Source organism: Stenotrophomonas maltophilia (genome assembly GCF_900186865.1).
GTDB classification, from domain to species: Bacteria; Pseudomonadota; Gammaproteobacteria; order Xanthomonadales; family Xanthomonadaceae; genus Stenotrophomonas; species Stenotrophomonas maltophilia.
Window position 1 is genome coordinate 121075 of the sequence record NZ_LT906480.1, and the last position, 20074, is coordinate 141148.

General features: G+C 67.2%; 19 protein-coding genes. 16 read left to right on the top strand and 3 right to left on the bottom strand.

Annotation, left to right across the window (positions count from 1 at the left end):
* The first annotated feature begins 39 nt into the window (after positions 1 to 39).
* The 8 genes from CKW06_RS00535 to CKW06_RS00570 all read left to right on the top strand — a co-directional run bounded on the left by CKW06_RS00535 (position 40) and on the right by CKW06_RS00570 (position 8330).
* A complete protein-coding gene (locus tag CKW06_RS00535; RefSeq protein ID WP_005407539.1) occupies positions 40 to 516 on the top strand; it encodes a SixA phosphatase family protein in 477 nt (158 codons plus the stop codon).
* A gap of 4 nt (positions 517 to 520) precedes the next feature.
* Positions 521 to 1138, top strand: a complete 618-nt coding sequence (locus CKW06_RS00540) for a YceI family protein (RefSeq protein WP_005407540.1) — start codon at positions 521 to 523, stop codon at positions 1136 to 1138.
* Positions 1135 to 3183, top strand: a complete 2049-nt coding sequence (locus tag CKW06_RS00545; RefSeq protein WP_024956259.1) for a phospholipase D family protein — start codon at positions 1135 to 1137, stop codon at positions 3181 to 3183. Before CKW06_RS00540 ends, CKW06_RS00545 begins: the two co-directional genes overlap by 4 nt.
* Positions 3184 to 3193: 10 nt before the next feature.
* Positions 3194 to 3628 (top strand): hotdog fold thioesterase, encoded by a 435-nt coding sequence (locus CKW06_RS00550; RefSeq protein ID WP_005407542.1) that lies wholly within the window; start codon positions 3194 to 3196, stop codon positions 3626 to 3628.
* Between the two features lie 120 nt (positions 3629 to 3748).
* A complete protein-coding gene (locus CKW06_RS00555) occupies positions 3749 to 4540 on the top strand; it encodes a lysophospholipid acyltransferase family protein (protein ID WP_024956258.1) in 792 nt (263 codons plus the stop codon).
* A gap of 52 nt (positions 4541 to 4592) precedes the next feature.
* Positions 4593 to 5582: a YheT family hydrolase gene (locus tag CKW06_RS00560; RefSeq protein ID WP_024956257.1), complete on the top strand. Its 990-nt coding sequence runs from the start codon at positions 4593 to 4595 to the stop codon at positions 5580 to 5582.
* A 56-nt stretch (positions 5583 to 5638) separates the two neighbouring features.
* On the top strand, positions 5639 to 7708 hold the full coding sequence (locus CKW06_RS00565; RefSeq protein WP_024956256.1) for a tetratricopeptide repeat protein: 2070 nt from the start codon (positions 5639 to 5641) through the stop codon (positions 7706 to 7708).
* 10 nt (positions 7709 to 7718) lie between these two features.
* Entirely contained in the window at positions 7719 to 8330 is a 612-nt protein-coding gene (locus tag CKW06_RS00570) for a YbhB/YbcL family Raf kinase inhibitor-like protein (RefSeq protein ID WP_005407546.1), read from the top strand.
* A gap of 85 nt (positions 8331 to 8415) precedes the next feature.
* Here CKW06_RS00570 and CKW06_RS00575 read toward each other — a convergent pair whose 3' ends face one another.
* From CKW06_RS00575 to CKW06_RS00585, 3 genes are all read right to left on the bottom strand, one after another.
* The gene (locus CKW06_RS00575) at positions 8416 to 8919 is read right to left on the bottom strand and encodes an META domain-containing protein (protein ID WP_024956255.1); all 504 of its coding nucleotides are present in this window, start codon (positions 8917 to 8919) and stop codon (positions 8416 to 8418) included.
* A 142-nt stretch (positions 8920 to 9061) separates the two neighbouring features.
* The gene (locus CKW06_RS00580; protein WP_024956254.1) at positions 9062 to 9889 is read right to left on the bottom strand and encodes an META and DUF4377 domain-containing protein; all 828 of its coding nucleotides are present in this window, start codon (positions 9887 to 9889) and stop codon (positions 9062 to 9064) included.
* A 73-nt stretch (positions 9890 to 9962) separates the two neighbouring features.
* Positions 9963 to 10757, bottom strand: coding sequence for an undecaprenyl-diphosphate phosphatase (locus CKW06_RS00585; protein ID WP_024956253.1), 795 nt, complete (start codon positions 10755 to 10757; stop codon positions 9963 to 9965).
* A gap of 223 nt (positions 10758 to 10980) precedes the next feature.
* On the opposite strand from CKW06_RS00585, the gene glnA reads away from it, so the two are divergent.
* The 8 genes from glnA (at position 10981) to CKW06_RS00625 (ending at position 19913) form a co-directional block, all read left to right on the top strand.
* Entirely contained in the window at positions 10981 to 12390 is a 1410-nt protein-coding gene (gene glnA / locus CKW06_RS00590) for a type I glutamate--ammonia ligase (RefSeq protein ID WP_024956252.1), read from the top strand.
* A 347-nt stretch (positions 12391 to 12737) separates the two neighbouring features.
* Positions 12738 to 13076: a P-II family nitrogen regulator gene (locus CKW06_RS00595; protein ID WP_004134334.1), complete on the top strand. Its 339-nt coding sequence runs from the start codon at positions 12738 to 12740 to the stop codon at positions 13074 to 13076.
* A gap of 21 nt (positions 13077 to 13097) precedes the next feature.
* Positions 13098 to 14534, top strand: coding sequence for an ammonium transporter (locus tag CKW06_RS00600; protein ID WP_024956251.1), 1437 nt, complete (start codon positions 13098 to 13100; stop codon positions 14532 to 14534).
* A gap of 221 nt (positions 14535 to 14755) precedes the next feature.
* The gene (locus tag CKW06_RS00605; RefSeq protein WP_005407552.1) at positions 14756 to 15502 is read left to right on the top strand and encodes an N-acetylmuramoyl-L-alanine amidase; all 747 of its coding nucleotides are present in this window, start codon (positions 14756 to 14758) and stop codon (positions 15500 to 15502) included.
* A 125-nt stretch (positions 15503 to 15627) separates the two neighbouring features.
* Positions 15628 to 16116 (top strand): cytochrome b, encoded by a 489-nt coding sequence (locus tag CKW06_RS00610; protein ID WP_024956250.1) that lies wholly within the window; start codon positions 15628 to 15630, stop codon positions 16114 to 16116.
* A gap of 58 nt (positions 16117 to 16174) precedes the next feature.
* Positions 16175 to 17341 carry a murein transglycosylase A gene (gene mltA, locus CKW06_RS00615; RefSeq protein WP_024956249.1) on the top strand — a complete coding sequence of 389 codons (1167 nt, stop codon included), beginning with the start codon at positions 16175 to 16177 and terminating at the stop codon, positions 17339 to 17341.
* A 108-nt stretch (positions 17342 to 17449) separates the two neighbouring features.
* Positions 17450 to 17764: a hypothetical protein gene (locus CKW06_RS00620; protein WP_024956248.1), complete on the top strand. Its 315-nt coding sequence runs from the start codon at positions 17450 to 17452 to the stop codon at positions 17762 to 17764.
* Between the two features lie 103 nt (positions 17765 to 17867).
* Positions 17868 to 19913, top strand: coding sequence for a TonB-dependent receptor (locus CKW06_RS00625; protein ID WP_024956247.1), 2046 nt, complete (start codon positions 17868 to 17870; stop codon positions 19911 to 19913).
* Positions 19914 to 20074: the final 161 nt, after the last annotated feature.

The following is a 20074-nucleotide window of genomic DNA, read 5'->3' on the forward strand; positions in this document are numbered from 1 at the left end:
ACTCTTCCTGCTGCATCCTCTTCTTCATGGAAACCCGCGATGCGTGAACTGATCCTGCTGCGCCATGCCCATGCCGAACCGGCTACCCCCGGCCAGGCCGACCTCGACCGGCCGTTGTCGCCGGTGGGGCTCGCCGAAGCCGAAGCCGCCGGCAAGTGGCTGAAGGAGAACAACCTGCTGCCGGACTGCGTGCTGTGCTCACCGGCGCGGCGTACCCGCGAAACCCTGGAAGCCGTGCTCGGCACCATCGGTTACGTGGAAAAGCGCCTGGAAGACCGCATCTACGAAGCCACCCCCGGCACCCTGGCGGCATTGGTGGACGACCGCCGTGATCTCGACCGGGTGCTGATCGTCGGCCACAACCCGGGCCTGGAGCGGCTGGTGGCGTTGATGACCGAGGGCACCAGCAGCGACTACCGCGGCATGCCGCCGGCCGGCATCGCCGTGCTCGGCTTCCCGCGCGAGGCCTCGATCGAGCCAGGCGTGGCCAGCCTGAACGCATTCTGGTGGCCGTGATCCGATGAGCCTGGCGCGGCGCAGCCGCTATCTGCTGCCCGCGCTGCTGGCACTCGGCCCGGCCTGGGCGGCCGTGCCCACGCCGACCACCCTGCCACCGGTGGTCGCCGAAGCGCACCGGGTAATGCGCCTGGATACCCAGCGTTCGCAGATCGGCTTCGAGGTGCGCACCCGTTTCGGGCAGCGAATCGAAGGCCTGTTCCCGCACTTCGAAGGGCGCATCGAGATCCTCTCCGACGGCCGCCACCAGGTGCACCTGAAGATGTTCACGCGCTCGGTCGAGATCCCCGGCAAGGCGCGCTATACCGGGTGGATGCGCGGCGAGGAGTTCTTCGATGCCGGCCGCCATCCGGTGGTCGAGTTCGACTCGCTGCCGTACTGGCCGGAAACCGTGGAGAGCGGTGGCGACATCAACGGCCGGCTGACCCTGCGCGGGATCAGCCACCCCGAGACACTGAAGGTCGAGAAGGCGGAGTGCGCCCGACCCGGCTATGATTGCGACGTCGTCAGCCGCGGTACCGTGCAGCGAGGCCGGTATGGCATGGACAGCTGGCAGCTTGCCTTGAGTGACCGAGTGACTTTCGTATTGCGTGCGCGCCTGAGCGAGGCGCCGAAACCGTGAACTTCCTGCTGCGTGTACTGGCGCTGGCAACCGTGTTGCTGGGCAGCGGTTGTGCATCGCTGTCGAATGCCGAGCGCGACCGCGCCGAGGCGATCGCCGTGCAGGCACGTTCGACCGTGGTCGACTGCCAGCGTGCAGACCGCTGTGCACAGGATTCGCCGCTGCGGGCGCTGGCCGGCCGGGCATTCACCGAATCCACCCCGGAACGACCGCGCCACTACGCCACCCTGCTCGATGAGGGCGAGGGCGCCCTGGTCGCACGCCTGAACCTGCTGCGCAGCGCCACCCGCAGCATCGACCTGCAGACCTACATCTTCGACAAGGACGACAGCGCCCGTCTGGTCATAGACGAACTGCTGGCCGCATCGCGGCGCGGGGTGAAGGTGCGGCTGCTGATCGACCAGCTCTCGGCGATCTCCGACCTGCAGATCCTCGGCGCCCTGTCCGGCGCCCACCAAAACTTCCAGCTGCGGGTCTACAACCCGACCTTCGGCAAGGCCCGGCTGAACTACTTCGACTATGCCGGCAGCGTGCTGTGCTGCTTCCGCCGGTTCAACCAGCGCATGCACAACAAGCTGCTGGTGATCGACGATGCGATCGGCGTGGTCGGTGGCCGCAACTACCAGGACGACTATTACGACTGGGACCGCGAGTACAACTTCCGCGACCGCGATGTACTGATCGCCGGCCCGGAAGCACGTGCGATGGCGGCCAACTTCGACGCGTTCTGGCGCGCACACCGCAGCGTGCCGGCCGAGCGCCTCAACGACGTGGGCCGCACGTTGCTGCGCGAGGGCGTGCCAACGCTGCCGCCGGCCAGCTTCCGCCGCCCGGAACGGGTACAGCGGGTCAGTGCCGAAGCCAACGACACCGAGTTCGTCACCCGTTCCTTCGTCGATACCGCGCTACCGGTGGCTTCGGTGCGCTACGTGGCCGACCTGCCACGCAAGCATCGCCGCGAGAAGGCCGATGCACCGCTGGCCGGCCAGCATGTGACCGAGCCCCAGCTGGATGCGCTGATCGCCAGTGCGCAGAAGGAAGTGATCCTGCAGACGCCGTACCTGGTGCTGTCCAAGCCGGCGCAGAAGCTGTTCCGTGAACTGCGCAAGCGCCCGCAGCCACCGCGCGTGGTGGTGTCCAGCAACAGCCTGGCGGCGACCGACAACCCGATCGTGTATGCGTTGTCGTACAAGTACAAGCGGCGCAACATGCGCGAACTGGGCTTCAACATCTTCGAATACAAGCCGTTCCCGCTGGACGCGCCGGTTGACTACCGCAACCTGCTGCCCGACCCGATCGCTGCGCCCGGGGGGGAAGACGAGGGCGGTCGCAATCCGCTGATCGGTGGCAGTGCTGCCGGCAGCAACGCACGCGGTGGCAGCAGCAGTGGTTCGGATGCCGGCAGCAGGCAGGGCCCGTTGAATCGCCACAGCGATGGTGCCTACGACAACGCACGCGCACGCCGTCGCGCCGCCGGCAGCGAGGTGGAAACGCGCCTGCTGCGCACCGAGACGCGGCCGTCGTTCCTGCGCAGCAAGGCGGTCAACAAGCCGTTGCCGGTCACCCGCAAGGGCGCGCGCATGGGCCTGCACGCCAAGTCGCTGGTGGTCGACCGACGCATCGGCGTGGTCGGCACCCACAACTTCGATCCGCGCAGCGAGAACTACAACACCGAAGGCGCGGTGATCATCGACGACCCGGTTTTTGCCGAGGAACTGGCGCAGAGCATCCTGCGTGACACCCACCCACAGAACTCCTGGACGGTGGCGCCACGGGCCAAGCCACCGGTGCTGTCGGGGCTGAACTACAGCGTCGGCAAGGCCTCCGAAGCGCTGCCCATCCTTGATTTCTGGCCCTGGCGCTACGCCACCGACTACGAGTTCAAGCCCGGCCCGGAGTGCCCGCAGCCGCTGCCGCGGCAGGATCCTGATTTCCATCGCTGCTACGTCGCCGTCGGCGACTTCCCCGAAGTCAACGTCGGCCCGAAGTGGCTGCTGGTGCGCATGCTGACCGCATTCGGCGCCGGTCTCGTTCCCATCCTCTGAAGGTACCCGCATGGCCCAGGTGTTCCGCGAAGCCGTTTCCATCGAGCAGCTCAACGCGCTCAGCCGCAACACGGCGATTGAATCCCTGGGCATCGTCTTCAGTGCCGCCGGCGAGGACTGGCTGCAGGCCACCATGCCGGTGGATGAGCGCACCCGCCAGCCCTACGGCATCCTGCACGGCGGTGCCTCGGTGGTGCTGGCCGAGACCCTGGGCAGCAGCGCCGGCAACCTGTGCGTGGATACCGGCAAGCAGGTCTGCGTGGGCCTGGAGATCAATGCCAACCACGTGCGTGCCGTGCGCTCGGGCACGGTCACCGGCACCGCCCGCGCGCTGCACGTCGGCCGCAGCACCCAGCTGTGGGAGATCCGCATCGAGGACGAGCAGGGCCGCCTGGTATGCATCTCGCGGCTGACCCTGGCGGTGGTGGCTGCCGGTCACGGCTGAGCCCCCCTGGGGCTCGTTGACGGCAGCGGAACCCAGCGTTCCCCGCCGATTGCCCCGGTCGATGGCGGTTATGGCCTAAATCGGCTGGCAGCGATGACGGCCCTCCGGTATCGTGCGCGGATGACTTCCCCCACTCCGGCCCCCCGTGGCGGCGTGGCGCGTGTGTGCCGTTACCTGTACCGCGTACCGCTGCTGTTGGTCCACATCATCGTGTTCCTGCCGCTCATCCTGATCGGCATGCTTCCGCCGTGGGGCGAACTGCGCGTGGGCGAGGCGACCTTCGGCGCCAAGGTGGTCAACTGGTGGCAGGGCGGGCTGATGTGGATCTTCGGCTTCCGCCTGGTGCAGGTCGGCGCGCCGCTGCCCGGTGCCGTGCTGTTCGTGGCCAACCATGTCAGCTGGGTGGATATCTGCATCCTGCACAGCCAGCGCATGATGGGCTTCGTCGCCAAGCGCGAGATCGCCAGCTGGCCGCTGGTGGGTTGGCTGGCCGCGCGCGGCCAGACCATCTTCCACCAGCGTGGCAACACCGAATCGCTCGGTGGCGTGATGCAGGTGATGGCCGACCGCCTGCGCGAGGGCAAGGCCGTGGGCGTGTTCCCGGAAGGGCGGACCCGCGGCGGTCACGAAGTGGGCCCGTTCCACGCCCGCATCTTCCAGGCCGCGGTCGAGACCGGCGTGCCGGTGCAGCCGGTGGCCCTGGTGTACGGGGCGAAGGGCGACGCGCAGACCATCGTCGCGTTCGGCCCGAACGAGAGCTTCTTTGCCAATTTCCTGCGCCTGCTCGGCGAGCCGGCGCGACGTGCGGAAGTGCACTTCCTGGCGCCGATCGGTGCACAGGACCTGGAAGGCCGTCGGCGCATCGCGGAAACCTCGCGCGCGCGCATCGTGGCGGCCATGAGCGCCGGGTGAGGCTGCGGTGGCCCTGATCCCGCCACCTGTCCTGGACGCCGGTACGCCGACGCTGCATGCGGCTGACTATCAGCCGCCGCGCTGGCTGCGCAATCCGCACCTGCAGTCGATGCTCAGCTCCAGCCGCATGCGCCTGCAGCGCGGCCTGCTGCTGCTGGCGGCCACCGGTGCGGTCAGCGAAGAGCTGATCCTCGATGGTGGTGATGGCGTGCGCCTGCAGGGCTGGCACAGCCATGTCGAAGGCCGCGAGCCCAAGGGCATCGCCCTGCTGCTGCATGGCTGGGAAGGCAGTGCCGAATCCAGCTACATGCGCATGGCCGCCGCGCGCATGATCGAGCAGGGCTTCGACGTGGTGCGGCTGAACTTCCGCGACCACGGCAACACCCATCACCTGAACCCCGGCATCTTCCACTCCAATCTCATCGATGAAGTAGTGCACGCCGCGGGCGATATCGCCCAGCGCTGGCCGCAGCTGCCGCTGGTGGCCGCCGGTTATTCGCTGGGTGGCAACTTCGTGCTGCGCCTGGCCCTGCGCGCGCCGGCGGCCGGCGTGCCGCTGCTGCGCGTCGCCTCGGTGTGCCCGGTGCTGGACCCGGCGCTGACGATGGAGAGCATCGAGAACGGCCCGGCGATGTACGACTGGTACTTCCGCCGCAAATGGGCCGGCTCGCTGCGCCGCAAGCGCGATCTGTTCCCCGAGCTGAGCGACTGCGACGACCGCGTGTTGAAGCTGGACATCCGCGCGCTGACCGCCTGGCTGGTCGAGCGCCACACCAGCTTCGGTTCGCTGCAGGCCTATTTCGACGGCTACTCGATCGCCGGCGACCGCCTGTCGTCCCTGCAGGTACCGGCCGACATCCTGATGGCGCAGGATGACCCGGTGATTCCGTACGCAACCTTCAGCAACTGGCAGCTGCCGGGCCAGGCGCGCCTGGAAACCGCCTGCTGGGGCGGCCACTGCGGGTTCATCGAAAACTGGCGCGGCGACGGCTTCTCCGAGCGCTGGGTCGCCCAGCGCCTGCAGCGGGTCCTGCAGGCCTGAACCGGCGACAGCGCGCAGCCCGCTACAATGCGGCTTTGCACTTGAACCGGACTGCCATGCAAGACCAGATCATCCAAGCGTTGCGCCAGAACCAGGCCGACCAGGCCGTGCAGCTGGCCCAGGCGTGGACCCGTGACGAACCCGGCCAGGCCAACGCCCACCGCTGGCTGGCGCTTGCGCTGCAGCAGCAGGGCAACGCCGAGGAGGCGATGGAGGCCCTGCAGCAGGCGCTGCGGCTGGCCCCGGACGATGCCCAGCTGCACCTGCAACATGCCGGCCTGCTGCTGGCACTGCGCCAGTTCGAGGGTGCCGACGAAGCACTGGTGCGCACCACCGGCCTCGATCCGAACTCGTTCTCCGCCTATCTGATGCAGGCGCACCTGGCAATCGGCCGCAATGACTTCGACGAAGCGCAGCGCATCTCCACCCTGGCCGCGCGCGTGGAGCCGGATCATCCGGAACTGCTGACCATCGACGGCATGGTTGCACTGCGCCGCGGTGACGCCGACCGTGCACTGGCGCTGCTGTCGGCTGCCAGCAAGGCACTGCCGGACGATACCCGCGTGCTGTACGCACTGGGCTTTGCCTACCTGGGCAAGGACATGCTGGCGTTTGCAGAGCAGTCGTTCCGCCGCGTGCTGGAACTCAATCCGTCGCTGTCCTCGCTGCATGGGCTGGTGGTGCAGCTGGCACTGCGCCAGGGCAACGTACCTGCCGCCGCCGAAGCCATGCAGGTGGCCCTGCAGCAGCCGGAGATGGACGTACCGTCGATGCGCCGCCTGGCGGGTGAACTGTCGCTGCGCAATGGCCAGCCGCTGCAGGCCCTGGACTACCTGCTGCCGCTGCTGGAGACGCAGCCGGAAGACCGCCAGGTGCTGCAGCTGCTGCTGATGTCATGGCAGCGCCTGGGGCGCGAGGATGAAGCGCGTGCACGCCTGGATGCGGTACTGGATACCGATGACCAGCTGCACGATGTGTGGCTGGCACGGCTGGCCATCGAGCAGGTGGGCAGCGAAAGCGCCGTGACCGCGGTCGAGCGCTGGATGGCGGCGATGCCCGCGCATCTGCCGGTCCTGGAGGCGCGCCTGCGCCTGCATGACATGGCCGGCGAACATGCTCAGGCCGAAGCGATCGCCGAACGCATCGTCAGCCTGGAACCGGGCCGCGTCAGCGGCGAGACCCGGCTGGTCGAAGGCCTGCTGCAGCGCGATCCCGCCGCCGCCGTGGCCCGCGTGCAGGCGCTGATCGAGCTGGCGCCGGAAGAGCATCGCGCCGACCTGCGGACGTGGATGGGCGAGATCCAGGACCGCGCCGGGCAGCCGCAGGACGCCCTGCGCACCTGGCTGTCGCTGCAGGCTGACCAGGCGCCGCAGCGCTTGCCACTGCCGCCACAGGCCAAGTCCCCGCCGAGCTGGCCGGACAAGGGCAGCATCGACGGCGATGCCAGCTCCGCGCCGATCTTCCTCTGGGGCCCGCCGGGTTCGGGCGTTGAGCGGGTGGCGACCGGCCTGGCTGCTGCCAGCCCGGTGCTGCGCAGCGACCGCTACACCAACACGCCGCCCGATGATGCGTTCCAGAACTACAACACATTGCAGGACCTGGCCTCAGGCGTGCTGACGCCGGAGCGGCTGGTGCAGCGCTGGCGTGAACAGCTGCCGGCACGTGGCCTGCAGAGCGACACCGTGATCGACTGGCTGCTGTGGTGGGACAACGCCCTGCTGTGGGCGCTGCGCCCGCAGCTGCCGCAGGGCCGCCTGGTGCTGGTGCTGCGCGACCCGCGCGACATGCTGCTGGACTGGGTGGCCTACGGTGCCGCCGCGCCGCTGGCGATGACGTCGCTGGCCGAAGCCAGTGAATGGCTGACCCGCGCGCTGACCCAGATCGCCACGCTGCATGAGGACGACCTGTACCCGCACGTGCTGCTGCGCATCGACCAGATCGGCAACGATCCGCAGGCGATGGCCGAACTGCTGGGCCGCCTGTTCGAGCGGCCGATGCCGCCGCCGGCACAGCTGGGAGCCCCGCGCCTGCCGGCCGGCCACTGGCGCAACTACCGCGACGTGATGAGCGCCGCCTTCGCCCAGCTCACCCCGGTTGCGGTGCGTCTGGGTTACCCGGAAGAGTGAGGAGAGTCCGATGCAGTTGACCAGCCACAGCCTGACCAACGGCGCACCGATCGATCGTGAGTTCGCCGCGGGCGACGCCAACGGTTTCGCCCCGGACCGCAACCCGCACCTGGCCTGGAGCGGGGCGCCGGCCGGCACCCGTTCGTTCCTGCTGGTATGCGTGGACCCGGACGTACCGACCGTGCCGGAGACGGTTGGCCGCAGCGACATGAGCGTGCCGCGCGACCAGCCGCGCTGCGATTTCGTGCACTGGGTGATGGCCGATATCCCGGCCACGGTGCAGGAGATCGCCGCTGGAAGCTGCAGCGACGGCTTCGTGGTGAAGGGCAAGCCCGCACCCGCCGGCCCGGCCGGCAGCCGCCAGGGCCTGAACGACTTCACTGGCTGGTTCGCGGGCAACCCGGACATGGCCGGTGATTACCTGGGCTATGACGGCCCGTATCCGCCGTTCAACGACGAGCGCATGCACCGCTATTTCTTCCGGGTATTCGCGCTGGACGTGGCGTCGCTGGACCTGCCGCAGCGCTTCACCGCCGCCGACGCGTACCGCGCCATGCACGGCCACGTGCTGGCCGAAGCCGCACTGCACGGCACCTACACGTTGAACCCGGCGCTGGGCTGAGCAGCACACAGGGTAGAGCCGGCCGCGGGCCGGCTGCTGCAGGCAACGGCGGCAACACAGGGAAGATGCCGGCCAGCGGCCGGCCCTACCTTCCATCCGCTTGCAGCGCCGCCGGTTCGAACACTGCGGTGTCGCCCCTCGCGTTGCGCAGCACCAGCGCGCCGCGGTCGTCAAGCGCAAGCGTCGGTGCCGAGCCTTCGCCGTGCATCAGCTTTCCGGCGAGCTTCTGCTGCGTGGGCAGTCTCTGATCGACGCATAGCGCTGTGGTCTGCACGCTGTTGCGCAGGATCAGCAGGTTGCCCTGCAGCCGGTACTCGTTGCTGACGTGGTTGCACAGGTTCAACTCGCTCATGAAACCGGACTGGAAGCGCAGTGTGTAGGGCGCGCGACCGCGGACGAACAACGCGTCGATGCGCTTTCCTTGCGCGTTGGTGGCACGCACCAGTTGCCACAGGTGTGCTTCAAGCTGATCGGTGCTGGGCGTGCTGGGCGTGCTGGGCGTACCGGGCGTACCGGGCGTGCTGGCAGCGGCCACATTCGCGGACATGGCCAGCAGCGCAGCAATGATGAGGGCGGGGACGTGCTTCATGCCGATCTCCCGATGCATCCGGGTAGTGCCGGCCGCTGGCCGGCCGCATCCGTGTGTTGGCAGTGCCGCGCAGGGCAGCCGGCCAGCGGCCGGCACTACCGACCATGAAGAAGGGCGGCCTCTCGGCCGCCCTTCCATCGCTTTATTTCTTCTCGATGGCCGACTCGACCACCATGTCCAGCACGTACGCCTGCGACGGCGCATCGGCCGGCGGGTTCTTCACCTCGTAGCGCTTCACGCGCACCACATTGCGCACGCCGTCTTCGTGGGTGTAACCCTCGATGTTGCCGTAGAAGTTCTCGAACTTGCCCGGCTCGCCCTGCTTCAGGCCCTTGTCGTCGAACTTCACTTCGCGCACCTGCAGGCACTGGTAGTCCGGGATCAGCGGATGCGAGCACTTCTCGGTCTTCGCAGCCACTTCCAGGAACACGGTTTCGCCGGCGCCGCCGTAGCGGGTTTCAGCGGTCGGTTCCGGGGTGAAGAGCAGCTTGTCACCCTTGGCGGTGGTCAGGGTCAGCTTGCCATCGGCATCCTGCTCGGCCTTCAGCTCGCCCTGCAGGCGGCTCGACACGGCCTCGTCCAGCGCCATCAGCGCCTTGTCGGTGCAGGCCATCATGGTCGAGGCCATCGCACTGACCGTCAGCTTGCCGTCGGCCAGGGTGTAGCCGCCACCCATGTGGTTGCAGGCGTTGCTGACCGACAGGCGGCCATCAGCGAAGTCCAGGGTGACCGGCTTGTCTTCGCGCGCGAACAGCGCGTCGATGCGCTTGCCGTCGGCGCCGGTGGCCTGCTGCAGCAGCCAGTGCTGGCTCTGCAGGCGCTGCGCATCCAGGTGCGCCAGCGTCTGCTGGTCTGCTGCCTTGGCCGCGGCCGGGGCCACGTCGTCGCCGCCGGTGCCGGCCGGTGCCGGGGTCTGGCTGCAGGCGGCCATCAGGGCCAGCGGGAGGAGCAGGGTGAGCTTGCGGTTCATGGTGATTCTCCTTGGGGAACCGTGGGGGAAACGGGGTAGGGCCGGCAACGGGGTTGCCATGCCCCGGTGCTGTTCAGCTGCCGGAAGGCAGCCACAGCAGGAGTGCCGCGCCCAGCGCGATGCGGTAGATGGCGAAGGCGGTGAACCTGTGCGACTTGATGTAGCCCATCAGCCACTTCACTACGACGAAGCCGGTGACGGCCGCGGCAAGGAAGGCCACGCCCACGTCGGTCCAGTTCTCGCTGCCCAGCTGCCCAGCCTTGGCCATTTCCAGGAAGGTGTAGGCGCTGGCGGCGAACATGGTGGGAATGCCGACCAGGAACACGAACTCGGCGGCGGCCGCGCGGCGGCTCAGGCCCAGCAGCATGGCCAGGAAGATGGCCGAGGCCGAGCGCGAGGTGCCGGGGAACACGCCGGCCACGACCTGCGCCAGGCCGACGCCGATCGCCACCGTCCAGGTCACCTGGTCGCGGTCGGGCAGGCGCGCGGTGTAGGCCTCCACCAGCAGCATCCAGACGCCACCGATGATCAGCGCCCAGGCCACCGGGCTGACCGTTTCCGGCAGCGACCAGCCGGCCTTGCGTACCACCAGGCCGACCACCGCGGTGACCAGGAACGCCGCGCCCAGCTTGAACACGTACTCGCGGTTCCCGCGCTGGTTGAAGCCGGTGGCCAGCTGCAGCAGGCGCTGGCGGAACACCAGTACCACGGCCACGATGGCGCCGGCCTGGATGACGATGTTGAAGAAGTCCGAACGGGCACCCAGCCAGTGCTGGGCGATGAGCAGGTGGCCGGTGCTGGAGATCGGCAGGAACTCGGTCAAGCCTTCGAGGATGCCCAGCAGCAGGGCGGAGAGCAGGTCGGACATGGACGGTGCGTGCACGCGCGGCGGAAGGAAGAAGGGCGAGAGGATAGACGATCCGCGCTGCACCAAACGGGTGCGTCTGGTGGTCGGTGCACTCGTTTGGTGCGCCGCGCTCTGCACCCGCACGGGGCGGCCTTCATGAAATCAATGACTTGCGGCATCTGAAAAGTTGGCACGGTCGTTGCTCTACCTCAGCAGGCATTCATCCCCATCCGAGGTCGTACCGATGTCCGTGGAAAACGTTGAGAAGCTGATCAAGGACAACCAGATCGAATTCGTCGATCTGCGCTTTGTCGACATGCGTGGTGTCGAGCAGCACGTGACCTTCCCGATCAGCATCGTCGAACCGTCGCTGTTCGAAGAAGGCAAGATGTTCGATGGCAGCTCGATCGCCGGCTGGAAGGGCATCAACGAGTCGGACATGGTGCTGCTGCCGGATACCGCCAGCGCCTACGTCGACCCGTTCTACGCCGATCCGACCATCGTGATCAGCTGCGACATCCTCGACCCGGCCACCATGCAGCCGTATGGCCGTTGCCCGCGCGGCATCGCCAAGCGCGCCGAGGCCTACCTGAAGTCCTCCGGCATCGCCGAAACCGCGTTCTTCGGCCCGGAGCCGGAATTCTTCATCTTCGACTCGGTCCGTTTCGCCAATGAAATGGGCAACACTTTCTTCAAGGTCGATTCCGAAGAAGCCGCCTGGAACAGCGGCGCCAAGTACGACGGCGCCAACAGCGGTTACCGTCCGGGCGTGAAGGGTGGCTATTTCCCGGTTCCGCCGACCGACACCCTGCACGACCTGCGCGCCGAGATGTGCAAGACCCTGGAACAGGTCGGCATCGAAGTGGAAGTGCAGCACCACGAAGTGGCCACCGCCGGCCAGTGCGAGATCGGCACCAAGTTCAGCACCCTGGTGCAGAAGGCCGACGAACTGCTGCGCATGAAGTACGTGATCAAGAACGTCGCGCACCGCAACGGCAAGACCGTCACCTTCATGCCCAAGCCGATCGTCGGCGACAACGGCAGCGGCATGCACGTGCACCAGTCGCTGTCCAAGGGCGGCACCAACCTGTTCTCCGGTGACGGCTACGGCGGCCTGAGCCAGCTGGCGCTGTGGTACATCGGCGGCATCTTCAAGCACGCCAAGGCCATCAATGCCTTCGCCAACTCGGGCACCAACAGCTACAAGCGCCTGGTGCCGGGCTTCGAAGCGCCGGTCATGCTGGCCTATTCGGCCCGCAACCGTTCGGCATCGTGCCGCATTCCGTGGGTCTCCAACCCGAAGGCGCGCCGTATCGAAATGCGCTTCCCGGACCCGATCCAGTCCGGCTACCTCACCTTCACTGCGCTGATGATGGCCGGCCTGGACGGCATCAAGAACCAGATCGACCCGGGCGCACCGAGCGACAAGGACCTGTACGACCTGCCGCCGGAAGAAGAGAAGCTGATCCCGCAGGTCTGCTCCTCGCTGGACCAGGCGCTGGAAGCGCTGGACAAGGACCGCGAGTTCCTGAAGGCCGGTGGCGTGATGAGCGATGACTTCATCGACGGCTACATCGCGCTGAAGATGCAGGAAGTGACCAAGTTCCGCGCGGCCACCCACCCGCTGGAGTACCAGCTGTACTACGCCAGCTGACCGGATGCGATGGCGGTGGGTTTCCCCCTCCCACCCGCCGCCATCGCTTCCGTTTTCGCGGCTGGGGAGCCGCAAGGCGGGCGCAGGCCCGCCGTTGTAGAGCGGACTGTCAGTCCGCTGCATTGGAACGCGGGCCTTTGGCCCGCTTATCCAGGGGCAAGAGAAAGACCGGATACGCGACCAGGGCCGCCCTCCCTCCCGCGTCGGTCGTGCAAGGAGAGAGGCACGGCCGTCCCGGCGCTGTACGTGTCCGGTGCAACAGCCACGGCCATCACAGTGATGGCCGCTGGTTGCCTGATGCCAACGCGCGCTGGCGCGCTGGCCCCATCCACCCTCGGGACATGCGCATGAAACTGATCTCCGCCATCATCCGGCCGTTCAAGCTCGACGAGGTCCGCGAGGCCCTGTCCGACGCAGGCGTGTCGGGCATCACCGTGACCGAAGTGAAAGGCTTCGGCCGCCAGAAGGGCCACACCGAGCTGTATCGCGGCGCCGAGTACGTCGTCGATTTCCTGCCCAAGATCAAGATCGAAACCGTGGTCACCGACGAACGTGCCGATGCGGTGATCGAAGCGATCCAGTCGTCGGCAGGCACCGGCAAGATCGGTGACGGCAAGATCTTCGTCACCGCCGTCGAACAGGTCATCCGCATCCGCACCGGCGAAATCGGTGCCGACGCGCTGTAACCCCCTTCCGGAGACTCCCCCATGAAGATGCGCCTTCTCACCGGGTGGCAAGCCCGGTTCCATATCGTGTGCCTGTTGATGCTGCTGAGTGCGCTGGCCGCGGGTGCCTGGCCGGGCAATGCCCACGCCCAGGCGCAGGTGTCGCCGCTGCCGAGCGAAAGCGTGGCCGTTGAACCGCTGCAGGACCCTGCAGCTGCAGCTGCAGCCGCTGCGCCGGCCGTGGCCGAAGCGGCCGCCGCCTATGATCATGGCGACGTGGCCTGGATGCTCACCTCCACCCTGCTGGTGCTGCTGATGGTCGTGCCGGGCCTGGCCCTGTTCTACGGCGGCCTGGTGCGTTCGAAGAACGTGCTGTCGGTACTGAGCCAGATCCTGGTGGTGTTCTCGCTGGTGCTGCTGCTGTGGGTGGCCTACGGCTACAGCGCGGTGTTCAGCGCGGGCAATCCGTTCTTTGGTTCGTTCACCGAGTTCGCCTTCCTCAAGGGCTTCACCCCCGAGTCGGTCGGCCACACGCCGATCAAGGGACTGCCGGACTATCTGTTCGTCGCGTTCCAGTCGACCTTTGCCGGCATCACCACCGCGCTGATCGTCGGTGCCTTCGCCGAGCGCATCAAGTTCCGCGCGGTGCTGCTGTTCTCGGCGCTGTGGTTCACCCTCAGCTACATCCCGATGGCCCACATCGTCTGGGGTGGCGGTTACCTGGGCGAGCTGGGCGCGATCGATTTCGCCGGCGGCACCGTGGTCCACATCAATGCGGGCGTTGCCGGCCTGGTGGCTGCCTGGTTTGTCGGCAAGCGCCTGGGCTACGGCCAGACCGCGCTGAAGCCGCACAACGTGCCGTTCACCTACATCGGCGCGATGCTGCTGTGGGTGGGCTGGTTCGGCTTCAATGCCGGTTCCGCTGCCGCCGCCGATACCGTGGCCTCGCTGGCCTTCCTCAACACCGTGCTGGCCACCGCCGCCGCCGTGCTCGGCTGGACGCTGGTGGAAGCAATCAGCAAGGGCAAGCCATCGGCACTGGGCGCTGCTTCGGGTGCGGTGGCCGGCCTGGTCGGCATCACCCCGGCATGTGGCACCGTCGGCCCACTCGGCGCGATCGTGATTGGTTTCGTGGCCGGCGTGGTCTGCGTCTGGGGCGTCACCGGCCTCAAGCGCCTGCTGAAGGTGGACGACACCGCCGACGTGTTCGGTGTGCATGGTGTCGGCGGCATCGTCGGCGCGATTCTCACCGGTGTGTTCAGTGCACAGTCGCTGGGTGGTACCAAGGCGGATCTGGATATCGCCCATCAGGTCTGGGTGCAGGTGGTCAGCGTCGGCCTCACCGTGGTGTGGTCGGCGGTGGTGACCGCGGTCATCCTGCTGGTGGTCAAGGTCGTGGTCGGCCTGCGCGTGACCGAAGAGGCCGAACGCACCGGCCTGGATGTGACTTCGCACGGCGAATCCGCCTACGAGGCCTGAAGTAGCGGTGCATGGACGGGGTGGGTGCCGACCGTTGGTCGGCACTTCCACTGTCCTCGTTCTGGTAGGTGCCAAGCTTGCTTGGCACGGGGGCTGGGTCTGCTCTGGTGGGTGCCGACCGTTGGTCGGCACAGCCGGAGTGGCGCATCCACGCCTGGCGTGGACCTACCGAATCTTCCTTGTGACATGCATCATCGCGCCTGATCGCGCACAATCAGGCCATGCACCCGATCCGCACTGTCCTGATGCTCTCGGCCTGCCTGCTGCTGGCTGCCTGTGCCTCCGCGCCGCAGGAAACCCGCAACCCGCTCGCCACCTGGGTGCCATCACCCAACCAGAACGCGCGCACGCCGGTCATCATCGTCATCCACCACACCGAGCAGAAGTCGGTGCAGCAGAGCCTGCATACGCTGCGTACCGCCAACAGCGGTGGGCCGGTCAGTGCGCACTACCTGATCGGCGCCGATGGCCGACGTTACCAGCTGGTCGCCGATGAGCGCCGTGCATGGCACGCCGGTGCCGGGCGCTGGGGCACCATCACCGATCTCAACTCGGCCTCGATCGGCATCGAGCTCGACAACGATGGCCGCAGCCCGTTCAGCCAGGCGCAGATCGAATCATTGATCTTGCTGCTGCGCGATCTCACCACCCGCCTGAACATCCCGCCGCGTCAGGTCATCGCCCATGCCGACCTGGCGCCGACGCGCAAGCAGGATCCGAGCCGCTTCTTCCCTTGGCAGCAGCTGGCCGAGGCCGGCTTCGGGGTGTGGCCGCGCGCCGCCGACGGCGCGGCACCGGAAGGCTTCGACGCGTGGAATGCGCTGGCCCGCTTCGGCTATCCACTGGACAACCGCGAAGCCACCGTCGCCGCCTTCCACCGCCGCTTCCGTGGCCGCGATGACCTGCCGATGACGCTGGACGCAGAGGACGCCCGCATCCTGCATTCGCTTCTGCTGCAGACGCCGTGATCGCCGGCAGGGCGTGACCTGCGTTGGGAATTGCAGCGGTGCGGCCTGCATTTGCAAGGTGTCTGATTCAGTACGCGTCGGCAAACGTCTAAGGTCGCTGCGCTTGATTGCCGGAGCGACACGCCATGCCTTATTCCAGAACACAGGTGCTGCTGCACTGGTTTTCTGCCGCCATTATCCTGTGGGCTACGTTCAGTGGCTTCTACGTGGCATTCGCCGATGCCCCGGCCGGCCTCAAGCAGGGCATCGGCTTCATCAATGTCTCGCTCACCACGGTGCTGATTCCGTTCTTCGTGCTGCGCCTGTGCCTGGCGATCGTCGGCAGCCGTCGCCACAATCCTGGCGAGGCGGTGGCACGAATCGCGCACTGGGCCCTCTACGCGGTAACCACCGTCGTGTTGGTAACCGGTGTGCTGATGATGGAACGGGACATCGACGTGTTCCATCTTGTCGTGATCCCCGCGCCGCTCTCCGAACCCGTGGCCACCGCTGCATTCAACGCCACCCACAAATACGCCTGCATGGTGCTGGCGGGCCTGGTTGCACTGCACGTGGCGGCCGTCGCCCGGCATCACCTGGCGGGCAATCCGGTGCTGGGCCGGATGCGTTGGTGATGAACGCGGACTCCTGGCATGGCTTGCTCGCCAGCGGCCCGCCCTCCACCATGGCGGCATGATCGATTCCGCTACCTTCTTCAAGCGCAAGCACTGCATCCTGCTGGCAGTGGCCGTGCTCGCAGGCTGCTCCACCACCGCCCCCCGCACCGTATCCGAAGCGCCGACGCCGGTCACGCTGCCCGCGGCCACCTATGCCAAGGCTGCATGGAGCGCGCTGCCACCCGTCTCCGACAGCGATCTGCAGGCCGGCTTCGTTGCCTGGCGCAGCAGCTGCACCCGCCTGAAGAACGATGCGGTCTGGGCCAAACCCTGCGCCACCGCCGCAGCGGTGTCAGACAAGGACCCGGCCGCGATCCGCCAGTTCCTGCAGCGCGACCTTGATGTCTATGCGCTGCGTGCCGGTGGCCACCAGGCCGACGGACTGATTACCGGCTACTACGAGCCGATCTATGCCGGCAGCCTGACCCGCACCGACAAGGCGACGGTGCCGGTCTACGGCACGCCCGATGATCTGGTGGTGGTGCAGCTGGAGAGCCTCTACCCGGAACTGAAGGGCAAGCGCCTGCGCGGTCGCGTCGAAGGCAAGGTGCTCAAGCCCTATGACGACGCCGGCACCATCGCGGCCAAGGGCGCCAACGCCCCGGTGCTGGCGTGGCTGACCGACCCGATGGACCTGCAGCTGCTGCAGATCCAGGGGTCCGGCCGCGTGCGCCTGGCCGATGGCAAGCAGGTGCGGCTGGCCTATGCGGAACAGAATGGCCACCCCTACCGCGCCATCGGTCGTTGGCTGGTGGACCAGGGCCAGCTGAAGAAGGAAGACGTCACCATGGACGCGATCCGCGCCTGGGCCCGGGCCAATCCCGCGCGCGTGCCGGAACTGCTGCGCAGCAACCCCAGCTACGTGTTCTTCGTGCGCAACCCGGACAGCCCGGAAGGCCCGCGTGGTTCGCTGAACGTGCCGCTCACCGCGGGCTACAGCGTGGCGGTGGACCGCAGCGTGGTGCCGCTGGGCAGCCTGCTGTGGCTCTCCACCACGCGCCCGGACGGCACCCCGGTGGTGCGCCCGGTGGCCGCGCAGGACACCGGCGGCGCCATCGCCGGTGAGGTGCGCGCCGACCTTTACTGGGGCAGCGGCGATGCCGCCGGCAAGCTGGCCGGCGACATGAAGCAGAAGGGCAATATCTGGATGCTGTGGCCGAAGGGCGTGCCCCTGCCGAACTGAAGCAGCAGGGGTCGGATCCCTTTCCAAAGGGAAGGGCTCTGACCCCGGATGCCTGATAATGGCGCCATTCCGAACTTTCCGGCCGCGCCTGCGGCCAGGACCCCTGCAATGACCTACGCAAAGCACAACGCAAAACCCGACGCGAAGTCCGCCGCAAAGAAGTACTACAAGCACTGGGCCGAATCGGGCCTGGGCAAGGGCAACGTGCTGATGGAAGCCCGTGGCGAGAAGATCGTGCGCCAGGTGGAAATCTACGGCACCAAGATGGTCTGGGCCGACGAGCACGCCCACAGCGATGACCGTTTCCTGCTGGCCGACCAGCCGGTGTCGTTCCTGGATTTCGACGAGGACGACGAAATCTCCGCGCGTGAATTCGAAGCCGCCTGGAAGAAGGCACGGGAAGCCACCGGCTACCCGGTGTAATCCCCACGGCTCCCACCCTTGTAGCGCCGAGCCTTGCTCGACGCTGCAAAAGCGTGCATGTGAAATGTTATATGATTACATTTCACCGCAGCCGCCCCTTCCCATGAAGACTCCCACCCTTGTGGCCGCCCTCGCGGCCGCTCCGTTCGCCCCTGAAGCTTTCGCACAGTCCGCCGATGCCGCGCTCACCCTCGGCAAGGTGCAGGTGCACCAGCATGGCGAAGGCCAGCTCAGCGCGCACCAGGTGCTGACTTCGGTGGACGTGCTCGGCGCGGACCAGATCGAAGACCGCAACGTCTCGCACAGCTGGGAGCTGCTGGGGCAGATGCCCGGCATCCAGCTCACCGAAACGCGGCAGGGTGCCGAATCGGGCAAGGTCAGCTTCCGCGCCTTCAACGGCGAGGGCTACCTCAATGCCATCAAGACGCTGATCGATGGCATCCCCAGCAACGTCAACAGCGGCAACCAGCGCTTCATCGACATGGTGTTTCCGCTGGACATCAGCTACATCGAAGTAGTGCGCGGTACCAACGATCCGCGCTATGGCCTGCACAACATCGGCGGCAACGTGAACTTCGGTACGCGCCAGGGTGGCAGCTACACCGATGCGCGCCTGGCCTACGGCAGCTACAACACCCGTGATGCACAGCTGGCGGTTGGCCGCGAAGCCAATGGCTTCGCGCAGAACTACTTTGTCGGCACCCAGGCCAGCGATGGTTATCGCGACCACGACACCTCCAGGAAGTACTCGCTGGGCGGCAAGTGGTTCTTCGGCACGCTGGACGAAGGGCTGCGCGTGGGCCTGACGGCGCGCACCTACCACCATGAGGCCGACGAACCCGGCTTCATGACCGCCGAGGAACTGCGCACGCACCGCCGTGGCAGCGAGCTGCGCAACGGCAATGATGGCGATGACCGCGACATGCGGCAGATCGCCGCGCACGTCGACCTGAAGCTGTCCGACGCACTCACCTTCGGCACGCGGCTCTACTACAACCGCTACGAAGACGACCGCCGCGTGACCTTCAGCGACCTGCCCACCGGCAACCTGCCGCGCCAGCGCCGCATGTGGGACGAGCGTCAGGCCGGACTGCTCAGCACCCTGACCTGGCAGGCCAGTTCCGCGCTTACTGTCGAGGGCGGCCTGAACTACGAGCAGCAGGACAACGGCTACATCCGCGAGCGCTACGCCTACGCCGAACCCACTGATTTCAGCCAGCCGCCGGCGCGGGTGCAGAACAACGATCGCCACAGCTTCGACAACTGGGGCGCTTACGTGCAGGCCATCTACCAGCCGGTCGAGGCCTGGAAGATCGTGCCGGCCTATCGTATCGATCGCTTCAGTGGCAGCACGCACCTGATGAACGGCGTCCGCGGACGCCTGCAGGACTACGGCACCATCGGTCAGCCCAAGCTGAGCATCATCCACAGCCTGGGCCAGACCACCCACGTCTACGCGAACTGGGGCCGCACCTTCCAGGTACTGACCGGGTCCACCGCGCCGGCCTACCTCACCCCCGGGCAGGCACCGATGCAGCCGTCCACCAACACCGGCATGGAGCTGGGCCTGAAGTTCCAGCCGTTCCAGGGCGCCCAGGCGCGCCTGGCGGTGTGGCAGCAGGACGCGGAAAACGAGGTATCCAACATGCCGGCCACTGGCACCACGGTCACCCTGGGCAAGACCCGCCGACGAGGCGTGGATGCGCAGTTGAGCCTGCAACTGGGCGACGACTGGACGGTATGGGCTTCGCACGCCTACCAGGAAGCGAAGATCACCCGCGACGACCGCGATGCCGGCATTTCCCTGCAGGGCCGCGAAGTGGCTGCCACCCCGCGCCATATCAGCAATCTGGGTGTGGATTACCGCGCCACGAATGCGCTGCGGCTGGGCCTGCAGGCGCGTGCACAGGGCGATTACTACCTGGAAGAGCGCAACGTGGCCGGCAAGTTCGGAGGTTTCGCCGTGCTCGACCTCAGCGCTGCCTATCAGCTCACCCCGCGTTTCAGCGTGGACCTGCAGCTGAAGAACGTCACCGGCCGCCAGTACGCCTACGCCTGGTACGACAGCTTCTTCTGGGACAGCGCCCGCCCGATGTTCTCGCCGGCCCCGGGCCGCAGCGTGTTCGTCGGCCTGAACATGAAGCTGTAACCGGCCACGCATCTGGTAGTGGTCGAGCTTGCTCGACCTGCGGCAGGGGTCAGCGCCTTTTCCTGGCGGAAAGGGATCCGTCCCCGGAACCCGCAGCGCAAGGGGTCAGATCCCTTTCCGCCAGGAAAGGGCTCTGACCCCGAACCCCCCGTTTTGCACTA